Source organism: Bradyrhizobium sp. (assembly GCF_019242285.1).
GTDB lineage: Bacteria > Pseudomonadota > Alphaproteobacteria > Rhizobiales > Xanthobacteraceae > Bradyrhizobium.
The window spans coordinates 1-11,480 of sequence record NZ_JAFAVV010000196.1 but is presented as its reverse complement, the minus strand read 5'-3'; the positions used below and the strand labels follow the sequence as shown (position 1 = coordinate 11,480).

The following is an 11,480-nucleotide window of genomic DNA, read 5'->3' as shown; positions in this document are numbered from 1 at the left end:
GAGGTCGGCGCATCCGGCATCCAGGCTAAGGTTGTGTATCGACTTCCTGGGAGCATTAGCTCCGAGGTCCATTTTTTGTCCGATGCTGATTCTGCTATGGTGCTGCTGCAGTTACGCCTGCAGGATTGGACGAAAAGGCACGCCATGCGGCTTATGTGATATCCCACGACTGGGAAGAGCCCATCGAGCCCATCGACTGGGAAATGCGGGTGATACGCCTGCTTGTCGAAGCAGTTCGCGACTTCGCTCGCACGGCATCGACCAACACGATTGTCGTGAAAGAGTAGTTGCGATCCAGCTGCCTTGTACGTTCCCGAACAGCTGACCTGGCTGGGGCTACGCGGCTCAGTCCATACCCCTATTCGTCTTCTACGGTCGGCAGGCCATCCAGCCAGGCATTCGAAAGCTTAAAAGCATCCCATGAGCAAGATACGCCCTTTCGAACGACGATGTGCTGCATGTGGCGGAATTGGACTCTCGACGGCGACTTCATGGTCGTGCCGAGCAACGCTATGGACGGCCGCGCATCACCGCATTCCGTTGCTCTATGTCGTGCACAGCAACCGCGCCGACCACCAGGAATACATGTACTTGCAGGCGATGACCGCCCGGCACGGCCGCGGTATCACCCACGCCGACATTGGAAACACCCTGAAGGATCCCTTCGTGGACTACGCCACCGTTGCGAAAGGTTTTGGCGTCTATGCCGAGGGGCCGATCAACGATCCGAACGACGTCGGCCCGGCGGTCCCAGCACAGGAACTTCTTTGGGAACACTGGCGTAGTCACGCGGCAACGTGCCAACCCCGTCGGCAACATCGTGGTGGTCGGTGCCATAGAGCTCGTCCGAGTTTGGCTTGCGAGCGCTGTTGCCCGCAGGAGCCTCACTCGCCTCGCCCATCGAACCGACACCACCTATCCACGTGCCGACGACTTCAAAGTTCGGATTGAAAGCGACCAGGTCCGCGCGGTATCCGGGCGCGATCCGCCCGAGCTCGAGTGCAAGGCCTAGAAATGCCGCGGGTGTCCGAGAGGCCATGATGAGAGCATCGACAAGGGAGATCCCCAGCAGCGCAACTGCGTTGCGTACTGCCTCGATCATGGTGAGGTGAGCGCCCGCGAGGGTGCCATCGGCACCGGTCAGGCGACCTTCATGCAACGTAATCTGTCTTCCTTGCAGCATGAATTGCCGGTCGTTCGTGCCCACCAACGGCATGGCATCGGTGACCAACATCAATCGATCGCGTCCCTTGCAGCGGAAGGCAATACGCAAACCGACGCGGTCAACGTGGATGCCGTCGCAGATGATTCCTGCAAACAGCCGGTCGTCCCCAAGCGCGGCGCCTACCAAGCCCGGCTCCCTTGCGTTCAATGGCGACATGGCATTGAACAGATGGGTCACTCCGGAGACACCGCGATCGACCGCCTGCCCGATTTCGGCCGCGGTGGCGTCGCTGTGCCCGGCCGCGATGCGCAACCCGGCGTCGATCAATTCATCGATCGTGGACCCCGGCACACATTCCGGGGCTAAGGTCACAATAGAGCGGCCGCAGCGCCCAAACCGTTTGATGGCGGCGAGATCGCGCCAATCGGGCACGCGTATCTCGGCTTGCGGATGAATGCCCTTACGAGACCCGTTGAGAGCCGGTCCTTCCAGATGAAAGCCAAGCACGCCGGATATCTTCAGACCAGCCTGGGCGACACCAGCCAATCGCTCGATGACCTCGGTGCGATCGGTGATGAGGGTCGGCAAGCAGCCCGTGGTCCCTCCCTTGCGGTGCGCTGCAACGATGCGTTGAATACCGGCCTCCGTTGGCTGGTCGTTGAGAAGAACGCCCCCGCCTCCGTTCACCTGAATGTCGATGAATCCGGGTGCAAGGATCGCGTCTGCGGGAAGCTGGATTGAGGCGCCCGCCTCGGCCTCGCCGAAGGTGATACTTTCGATCCGGCCCTGCGAGATCTTCACAGATCCCGGCCCGCGCATGCTGTTACCGTCAAAGATGCGCTGCGCGACAATCGTGAGCGAAGACCCAGCGTGGCCCATCAGCATTCATCCATGGTGTCACGGACTCGTGATGCCGAGCCCCTGTCAAGGCTTCATAAGTATGGCGGAGTGGCCGAGGACATTGTGAGGACCCGAAACGAAACCCGCGCATTAACTTTCGATGGGAACAAGAGGTACCACGTATCTAGGCATTGATGGAGGCGGAACCCGGTGCCGCGCTCGGATCGAGGAAGAAAACGGCGAGGTGCTCGGTGAGGCGAATTCGGGTCCTGCCACGACGCGGATTGGCCTTGAAGAGGCTTGGTGCTCCATCATGGAGGCCACTCAAGCAGCAGCCGCACAGACTGGGCTCACCCACGAGGATTTTGCGCGGATGCACGCCGGAATTGGCCTTGCAGGTCTTGGTCGCCGCGGCGCGGAAGCGGCGCTCAACAAGATCCCGCATCCCTTTGCCTCCGTCATCTTCATCAGTGACGGCCTCGCGGCCTGTCTCGGCGCCCATAGCGGTGCAGACGGGGCCATTGTGGTAGCAGGCACCGGCTCGGTGGGTGTCGGCCTGATCGAAGGCCGCGAAATCCGTCTCGCCGGTTACGGCTTTCCCGTCTCGGACGAAGGCAGCGGCGCCGACATCGGCCTGCAGGTTGTCCGACAGGCGCTGCGGGCCGCGGATCACCGCAGCGCGCTGACCCCGTTGCTCTCAGAGGTTCTGGGCGCCTTCGATCATGATCCTTATCAGGCGGTGGCCTGGTCTGAAGAAGCCAGGGCCACGGACTACGCCGTGTTCGCGCCAATCGTGATGCGGCATGCCAATGAGGGCGATCCGGTTGGCCGTCGCATTGTCGAACGCGCAGCTGATGCCATTGGCGATCTGCTCGATCTGTTCCTGGCGAAAGGAATTGACCGGCTCTCGCTCGTGGGCGGGCTCGCGGATGCCATTACGCCCTGGCTGACGCCTGACCTGCGCGGCCGCCTTAGGCGTCCCGACGCGGACGCGGCGGCCGGTGCGTTACTGGTGGCGCGAGGGCAGCTTAACCTGCCCAAGAGAGAACCTGACATGAACAGGCTTCAAAGTTCCGCATTTGACGGCGCATGGAATCATTCGCATGGCTACCGAAGAAGTCGATCCCCGCTTTGCCGATCTTGATGCATGGTCGCTGACGTCAGCGATCGAAGCCATGTGGGAGGGCCAGCTTGCGGCGGTCGCGGCGATCGGCCATGCCCTTCCCGCGATCACTGCGGCGACCGAAGCGGCCGTGCCAGCGCTGCGCGATTGCGGGCACATTCTGTATGTCGGCGCCGGCACTTCGGGCCGCGTGGCGGTCCAGGATGGCGCCGAGTTGATGCCGACCTTCGCCTGGCCCAAGGAGCGCGTCCACTTCATCATCGCCGGCGGAGACAGCGCGTTCGTCGCCAGCATCGAGGGCGCGGAGGACGATGTCGATGATGCTGTCGCGCAGATCAATGCCGCGCGGCTCACGCCGCATGACGTGGTGATCGCCGTGTCGGCCAGCGGGACAACACCATTCACGGTCGCGGCGCTGCAGCACGCAGGCTCTTTCGGCGCCGTAACGATCGGTGTCGCAAATAATCCCGGCACTGCGCTGCTGGCATCGGCAAAGTTTCCGATTTTGATCGAGACCGGCCGCGAACTGATCGCCGGCTCCACGCGGATGAAGGCAGGCACCGCGCAGAAGGTGGTGCTCAATCTGATCTCCTCAGGGATCATGCTACGCCTCGGCCGGGTGTATCGCGGCATGATGGTGAACATGCAGCCGACCAATGCCAAGCTGAAGCGACGCGCCGAGGCCATGGTGGCGCAGATCGCGCACTGCGATCCTTCGCACGCGGCACGCTCGCTTGAGCAGGCCGAGGGAGACATCAAGATGGCAGCCCTTCTGGTGTTGGGGGTCGATGGGGTTGACGCCATGACCATTCTGAAAAAGCATGACAGCAACCTTCGGCGCGTGTTTGCCGAGCTCGCTGGGGATCGTGACCGGCATCATGAGGGAGCGGCTGCGAGCAAGCAAGGCGGACTCGTTGAGCCATGACAACATCCGCGATGTCGGGCGAAATCGGATGTTGTCGCCAGAATCGCTCGTGACCGCCAGCCACGCGCGACATCGCGCAGCGAAATGAGATCGGCCCTGCGCCCCTGGGCGTCGTGTGTGGCCGAGGAAGCTCTGGGCATGCCCGGTTTTTCTTAAGATATATTGTCGAGACGGTCGTGGCTTCCCCGTCGAGAAGCCCGGCAACAATTGAAGCCGCTCTTCCATTACCGAACTCGCTTTCCACGGCATCAACACCTCCCGCAGAACAAAAGCGGAAAGTGTAACCCATGTGTCCGGTACGTTTTGTCACCAATGTCTCGGGCCGCTCCCCCGTTCATTTCGTAAAAGCAGCCGCATAGTCGGAAGCCTCGCAGCTAAGCACGACACGAGCGGATTCGACGTTTTGAGGTCCGGCTGGAAATCGAAGAAGCATGGAAGTTCCAGGCATAGGCTTCGCTTCAGTGGTCGCAATGCTGTCTCGGCCCGCCCGAATAGGGCTGATAGGTGCAATCTGAACCGCGGAACGAGCTGTAAGAGCGCTCGCACGCCGGAACGTTGCATTGGCCGCCTTGCGCGTCAGTAGGCGGAGTGCCAGTCGTGGCGGCATTGGACGATACTTCGGGTTGTACTTGCGATTGTCCTACCGTCGTTACGGCTGGCTCGGGTATCGCGCCGGCCATGCTCGGGACGTTCGCCTCTTGCATGAAATCTTTCCATATCTTTGCCGGCAGCAAGCCTCCGGTGACGCCCTTCATCGGGCTGTGATCGTCGTTGCCGACCCAGACGCCGACGACAAGGAAGTCGTCGAACCCGATGAACCAAGCGTCCCTGTAATCCTGGGTGGTTCCGGTCTTGCCGGCGGCAAAGCGGTCGAGCGCCGCCGGGCGGCCGGTGCCGCGTTCGACCACCCCGCGCAGCAAGCCAATCAGCTGAGCCTGATATTGCCCGAGGCTGTGCTGCGCCTCACTAGTGCGGTCGACCGCCACATAGTCGGAGTCTTGCGCGGTCCTGAAGCCGGAAATGCCGTAAGGCGTGACAGGCGTCTTGCCGGCGCGCACGGCCGCGTAGGCCGAGGTGAGATCGAGCAGGGTCACCTCGCTCGTGCCGAGCGCGAGAGATGGATTGTTCTGCAGCCGCGCGTGCAATCCGAGGTCGCGCGCGGCCGCGATCACCTGGCGGATGCCGACCTGCTGTGCCAGCCGGACCGCGGCATCGTTGAGCGAATTGGCAAATGCGTCCGCCAGCGTCACCTCGCCGTGATTGCGATGCCCGTAATTCTCGGGATGCCAGCCATGGAGATCGACCGGTGCATCGAGGATCTTGTCCTGGGGGCCCATGCCCTGACGGAAGGCGGCATAGTAGTCGAACAGCTTGAATGCCGAGCCGGGCTGCCGCTGCGCCTGCACCGCGCGGTTATACTGGCTGTCGGTGTAACTTCGTCCTCCGACCATGGCCAGCACCGCGCCGTCGGGCCGCATCGCCAACAACGCCGCCTGGCTTGCATGCTTCTCGTCTCCAAATTTGGCGAGCGTCGTATTCACGACGTTGGCGGCAAGTTGTTGCAAGCGCAGGTCGATTGTGGTGCGCAGGCTGACGGGACCGCCATAGGCCGGGGCCACGGCGGTGGCCTTGTCATAGACCCAATCGGCGAACCAGCCGGTCGCGGGCGGCGAGATCTCGGTCTGCGCCGCTATGGCCGGGTGCAGTTTGGCCCTCATCGCGGTCTCTGCCGTGATCTTCCCGTTCTCGACCATCGCGTCGAGCACGACGCCGGCCCGCTTGTGCGCCGCGTCTACGTTGTGGAACGGATCGTCCTGACTGGGCGCGTTGATCATGCCGGCCAGCATGGCGGCCTCGGCGAGGGAGAGATCGCCTACTTTCTTGCCAAAATAGACCTTTGCGGCCGCCGGAAAGCCGACCGTGCCGGAACCGAGATAGACGTTGTTGAGATAGGCCGTGAGAATCTCGTCCTTGCTCAGGTGATGCTCGAGCCAGAACGAGATCGTGGCCTCCTGGATCTTACGGTTATAGGTTCGCTCCGGACTGAGAAAGGTGATCTTGACGAGCTGCTGGGTGATCGTGCTGCCGCCGGCGACGATCTTGCCGGCTTCCCTGTTTTGAATGAACGCCCGCAGCATGGACAAGAAATCGACGCTGCCATGCTCATAGAAGTGCCGGTCCTCGATGCTCAGCACTGCATTGATGACGTCGGGGGGCAGGTCCTGGACCGCGACGGGCCGAAGTTGCAGTTGCCCGCGGCGAAATAAATCGTGGCCGTCGGCCGTCTTCAGTTCGATCACGCGACGGGAGGTCACCTCGCGCAGCGATGATGGAATGTTGATCAGGAACCACAACGCCGACGTCGCGCTGGATACCAGGAAGATCGCAGTCAGCAGCGCAGCAAAGGCGCAACCCCATTGCGACCGCGACGAGCGCGGCGCAGCAGGGCCGTCCTCGTGGATCTCGGGCGCGCTCATGACAGACGTCTCCATGAAAGCAATTGCGGCGGCCGTCGTCGCTCGAACCACATCGTTAAAGCAGCCCGCTGTGCCTCCCTTTGCAACAAGGGATTGGCGATTCCTCTGCAAGGCAGCCACCGGGAGGCGGCCTGCCTGCGACATTGCAAACGCGGTTGCGGGGCGAGGGTTCCGATCCGGTCGTGGGGCGGCCTTCAGGCCGCAAACAGCTTCACGCGTGCTCTTGCCGAGCACATGCAGCAGAGCTTCGGTCAGGCGGCGAGGTCGGGGCCGAGGCCGGTGAGGACTGAAGCAATCTCGAATAGGCACGGCCTCCCCGGAAGACCCCCGGGCCTGCCAGAGGCTCACGCCTCGTCGGCCTCCAGTTCATAGGCGCCCACCGCATCCTTGACATCTTCGAAGGATTTCCCCTTGCTAAGTCAGTGAGACGAGTGCTTCCGACAAGTGCAGGTAATTGGAGTCACCCGCCGGATCAGGTTGGCGACGATGCAAGGTTAGCTCTTCCGGCTGCCGTGCGCTCGGTCGCTGTCCGGGACGCCCGCATGATCTCGATTCGCCGCTGATGGCTGATTCGCGCGGCGGGACCTGACAAAGGCTCGGTCGGTCGCCATGAATCGCGTGATCATCGGTGCAATCAACTTGGCTGGATCGCTGATTGCCCGACCCGACTCGCGGGATAGAATGTCGGCATAAGCGACGAGATCTCGGTGCACCGCAGCGGGCAGTTCAATCGCGACCTTGACCGGCTTGCGTCTTGCCCCGGAGTGAGATGGAATGCCCGAGGCCTGCAATCACGATCCGTCAGCGCGTGGATTTTCGTGGTCCGTCCACCACGCGAGCGGCCGATCGCCTGTTGATGCTCCCCCTTTTCCGCCGCTTGCCGAGCGATGCGCCTTGATCGAGGTGGAGTCGATAGACAGAGACACGCCGTCTTTGCCGCAGTGGGCGAGCGCTTCGAAGATCGCCTGCCAATGTCCGCGCTTGGCCCAGCGATTGAACCGGTTGTAGATCGTCGTGTAAGGACCATCGTCCGGCGGGCAATCGCGCCAGCGTGCCCCGCACTGAAGCATATAAATGATACCGCTGATGATGCGTCGATCGTCATTGCGCGCCAGGCCGGTCTGGTTCGTAGGAAGGTGCGGCTCTATTTGAGCCCACTGCTTATCGCTAAGCCAGAACAGTCCTTTACGCATCGAATTACCCTGGGCCGAATCAAATTCGGCCCAATAGAATCAGAATATGCTAATTGGGTACAGACCCTAGGCCCGGCACTGCGCCGGGCCTTTTCTTTTTTGCTCACAGATCGCTGCACGGCGTCGGCTCGGCGCACATCGGCCTTGCTGGCTTTGTAGCAGGTCTAGACCTTGTGGCCATGCTCTTCGCTATGCGCTCGACTCGCATGCTCGCCGTGTTCCTCGGCATGCGAGGCGTGACCGTGTGCGGCATGAGCGTGGTGAGCGGCCTTCTCATGGTTGCCGGCGGCGTGGTGCTTGGCCGCTTCGGAATGATGTTTCGCTGCGTGAGTATGGTGTTCCGCCGCCTTTGTGTGGTGCTCGCTGGCCTTCTTTGACATCTGTTTCCTCCTTGAAGTTTACGCGCGGGCGTTACTAACACATCCTCAGCGCTGCGCCAGGGCCCCGGGTCGAGGTTCCCTCGATGGCGCGCCGGTGGTTTGGCGGCGCTTGCGTCCGATGGGTGTACCAACGCGCAACGCGCTTTCGAGACAATCGCCGACAACACAGAAGAGCAACCACTAGAATGCAAATCTGCGCATATCTCGATCCTGCTCTTCAATCACAATTAAGACGCTCACGAACGGCACAGTTTATTACGCCAACCTGACAAAGCTACCGCGTCGAGATCAGTTCAAGTTAATGCGAAAAACGCATTGTCCTTTTTTGGCGGGTCCAGGCTGCTCGGTTTTGCGGCACTCCGATCATCGACGAACGCAATGCCGCAATTCGGGCAGGCGAAGACCATTGTTGCACCGGCAAGTCGGAACTTCACACAAGTGATTTCAAGCCGAATTTGACAATGCGGGCAAAGATCGCGTTGATCTGCTGGTCTCATCCGCAACTCCTAATGGAAAAGCATCAAGTTCTACGTGGTATTGGAAATAGTTCAGCCCTGACCTCGACCTTCGGAGTGCACGTTACATGCCATCCATAACGGGCATGAGAAAACGCAAGCCTGCATCGCGGCGTTTGGATGCAGGGACTGTCTGAGTGGTGCCGCGAGCGAGTGCCGCCCTCCGGCGGAGCCGCGAATGACGATCCCGCGCTTAGTCAACCGCTGAGCGCCATCCAAACAAGTACCGCAGTCACCAATGCGAACCCCATCACCGCCGCAACGGCGAAAAGCCATTCCAGTCGGTCTCGCGGCATCCAGAGCGGGCGTGGCTTGTCCATGGTCTTCCGCATGAACGGGAAGCTATGACAATGCATCTGAACGTGAGATGACCGGCCGACGGTTCTATTCCCCAAACGCCGGCTCGCGGAATCATGGGGGCGGACATCTTCCTTCGCTCGGTGAGGGCATCCGCAGGCTTACGACAATACCGTGACCTCTTCAAAGGGACGGGCGAGGAAATCGAGCTTGGGTCGATCAGTCTCCACTTCGAGCATCATCTCGGCGACCGGCGAATCGTCGAGATAATGCGCGATTGCCGGACCGAGCGCGCTGCGCAGCGCCGCTTCCGCTCCAAATAGAGTGGCCCGACACAACCATTCCACCGAAGATGCTCCCCCTCAAGCGGCGTTCTCGGACTGATAGGAAGCAGGCGCGGCGTTTGCGCAACCCTGCGCCTCCAGCAATCGTATGTTGGCGCAAGAAGGGAAGCCGTGCGAACCGACAGACGGGAGCGTAGCGCCAGTACCTCAACAGTTCCGCCACTCTATCCCTTGCATTTTCCTCCGGAACGGCGGGAGCGCTCGGGCTACGCTGGCCGTCTATGCAGACCGCCAGTTATTCATCGGCATTCGAGCGACCTGATTGAGAAACGCTTCCAGACCAGCAATGGATCCACGATCGCGATACACGCGAATTTTGCTGGCGGCAATCATTGATGACACTTCTCGACGTTTGGTTGCGTCGCGGCCCAGCAACGCAGCGATTTCGACATATTCGCCTATTGTTTGCGCGGTGGTGCCAGGGACGTTCATCATACGCAGAATCGCGGCTGCGTGGCGGCCGCGCATCAAATTTCCCTCGAACGCAACGATCGGAAGGTCATGATGGAGGCTTTCCAGGATCGAATTGCAGCCTGACCAGCCTATGCTGTCCAGCACGACATCGCATTGTCCGATCGCCGCCGCGAAACGTTCCGGCACAAGCCGCGGCAGGAAAACACAGTGGTCCGTCGATCTCAGGCCAGCCGCCGCGAAGGCGCGGCTGAGCCGCCGCTGAAACAGCTCGGTGACACGGCCGCCGCCGGCGAACGCGATGAAGACGAACTGCGAGCGCGGCACTGCCGCCGCGATCCGCGCAAAGACGTCGTCGAACTGCGGCAGATATTTGGGGAGCGACTGCGCGCTCCAGTAGACCACCGCATCGTCGCGCAGCCCGAGCCCGGCGCGATCGATCACGACGCGCGCAACGTCGGCGGGCTCATAGTGGATAGAGAGATTCGGCAGCCGCACCAGTCTCTCCGAATAATGCACTTCGGCGCCTTCGGGCTCCATCAGCTCGCTGCTCAGGAAATAGTCGATGGTCGGAAAGCCGCTGGTCACCGGATGGCCCCACGACGTGCACTGGATCGGGGCGAGCCGCATCGCCGCCAATTGCGCCGTCACCTTGTCCATGCCGATTTCGGGAAACAGCAGGACATGCGGCGCGTCGCGCCTGATCTCGTGCCGCCAGCCATCGAGCGGCAGCGGCCCCTGCACGAAGCGCTCGCATAGCGCGGCAGCGATATCGGTCTCCGCATCGCACTCGGCGCTCGTGTGATAGCCGAACAGCCGAAACCGATCGCGGTCGAGCATCCTGAGCCAGCCTTTGATCGGAATTTTCCAGTTCGAGTGCCAGCGGAAAAATCCGCTGACGATCCCGAGCCGGATCGGCTCCGCTGCGGCCGGAGGCTTCGGCAGCGGCGGCGTTTGATAGCGGGCCGCCAGAACCTTGCAAACCATCGCTCCGTAGATCGATTGCAGTTCGCGGTCGTCGCGGCCCTGATACGGCAGGTAGAACGGCTGGTGGGCGCCGATCGCGTCGACCAGCGCTGCCGGCGCGTCCTGCTCCAGCCTCCTGCTCAGCCTCGCGAGCGAGCTTGCATAGGCGACGCGGCACGCATCGATCTCGGCCGGCGTTTCGTACAGCACCGGCAACTCCGCAATGCAGCAAGCGAACTCGGCCTCCAGGAAATCCGGCTGCAACGCGACGGCCCGGGCAAAATGCTCTCGCGCCTCGGCGATCAGGGCTCCGCCGCGCAGCGCGACGCCCAGATTGTAGTGCGCCGCGTACGAATTGGGATCGAGCCGCAACGCCGATCGATACTGCGTCGTCGCCGCCTCGCGCCGATCCATCGCCTGCAAGATGTTGCCGAGATTGTTGCGTGCCCCGGCATCATTGGGCGCGATCGCCACCGCGCGCTCGGCCGATGCCAGCGCATCCGGCAGGCTCCCCATCTTCTGCAACAGTGCGGCAAGATGGAGATGCGCGTCGAGAAAATCGCCCCGCAGCGCAATCGCGTTTCGATAATGCGTTTCTGCCCCTTTCGCCTCGCCTTCGGCCTCGAGCGCCGAGGCCAGATTGAAATGCGCGAGCGGCGAATTGGGAGCGACTTTCAGCACCGCCGTGAACTGTGCTGCCGCCTCGCGCGCGCGACCGACCGCGCGGAGCGCCCGGCCGAGATTGTTGCGCGCATCCATATGGTCCGGCCTCAGCGCGACGGCCCTGGCGAAACAGGCCAGTGCTTCCGGAAGCAGGCCGTTGGCGGCGAGGATGACGCCTCGG

The 11,480-nt window shown here is 62.0% G+C and carries 8 protein-coding genes and 1 pseudogene; 3 read left to right on the top strand and 6 right to left on the bottom strand.

The annotated features are described in order from the left end of the window. Nucleotides 1-718: 718 nt before the first annotated feature. A complete protein-coding gene (gene nagA, locus JOY90_RS07450; protein ID WP_291690501.1) occupies nt 719-2,050 on the bottom strand; it encodes an N-acetylglucosamine-6-phosphate deacetylase in 1,332 nt (443 codons plus the stop codon). 115 nt (nt 2,051-2,165) lie between these two features. Between nagA and JOY90_RS07445 the strand changes: the two genes are divergently transcribed. Together JOY90_RS07445 and JOY90_RS07440 are read left to right on the top strand one after the other, a co-directional pair. Beyond that, nucleotides 2,166-3,149 carry a BadF/BadG/BcrA/BcrD ATPase family protein gene (locus JOY90_RS07445; protein WP_291690500.1) on the top strand — a complete coding sequence of 328 codons (984 nt, stop codon included), beginning with the start codon at nt 2,166-2,168 and terminating at the stop codon, nt 3,147-3,149. After that, nucleotides 3,109-4,053: an N-acetylmuramic acid 6-phosphate etherase gene (locus tag JOY90_RS07440; protein WP_291690499.1), complete on the top strand. Its 945-nt coding sequence runs from the start codon at nt 3,109-3,111 to the stop codon at nt 4,051-4,053. Before JOY90_RS07445 ends, JOY90_RS07440 begins: the two co-directional genes overlap by 41 nt. A gap of 458 nt (nt 4,054-4,511) precedes the next feature. Here JOY90_RS07440 and JOY90_RS07435 read toward each other — a convergent pair whose 3' ends face one another. From JOY90_RS07435 to JOY90_RS07425, 3 genes and pseudogenes are all read right to left on the bottom strand, one after another. Then, a complete protein-coding gene (locus JOY90_RS07435; protein WP_291690498.1) occupies nt 4,512-6,530 on the bottom strand; it encodes a PBP1A family penicillin-binding protein in 2,019 nt (672 codons plus the stop codon). A 494-nt stretch (nt 6,531-7,024) separates the two neighbouring features. Further along, complete coding sequence (locus tag JOY90_RS07430) at nt 7,025-7,306, bottom strand: DUF2274 domain-containing protein (protein WP_291690502.1); 282 nt, start codon at nt 7,304-7,306, stop codon at nt 7,025-7,027. Next, nucleotides 7,279-7,723, bottom strand: a pseudogene (locus JOY90_RS07425) (IS5 family transposase); the annotation flags it as partial. The gene JOY90_RS07430 and the pseudogene JOY90_RS07425, both read right to left, overlap by 28 nt. A 173-nt stretch (nt 7,724-7,896) precedes the next feature. Here JOY90_RS07425 and JOY90_RS07420 point away from each other — a divergent pair. Continuing rightward, a complete protein-coding gene (locus tag JOY90_RS07420; protein WP_291690497.1) occupies nt 7,897-8,100 on the top strand; it encodes a hypothetical protein in 204 nt (67 codons plus the stop codon). A 976-nt stretch (nt 8,101-9,076) separates the two neighbouring features. Here the strand turns inward: JOY90_RS07420 and JOY90_RS07415 are convergent. Further along, complete coding sequence (locus JOY90_RS07415) at nt 9,077-9,262, bottom strand: hypothetical protein (RefSeq protein WP_291690496.1); 186 nt, start codon at nt 9,260-9,262, stop codon at nt 9,077-9,079. Nucleotides 9,263-9,478: 216 nt separating this feature from the next. After that, nucleotides 9,479-11,480: tetratricopeptide repeat protein (locus JOY90_RS07410; protein WP_291690495.1), on the bottom strand; the 2,002-nt coding region annotated here is incomplete at its 5' end.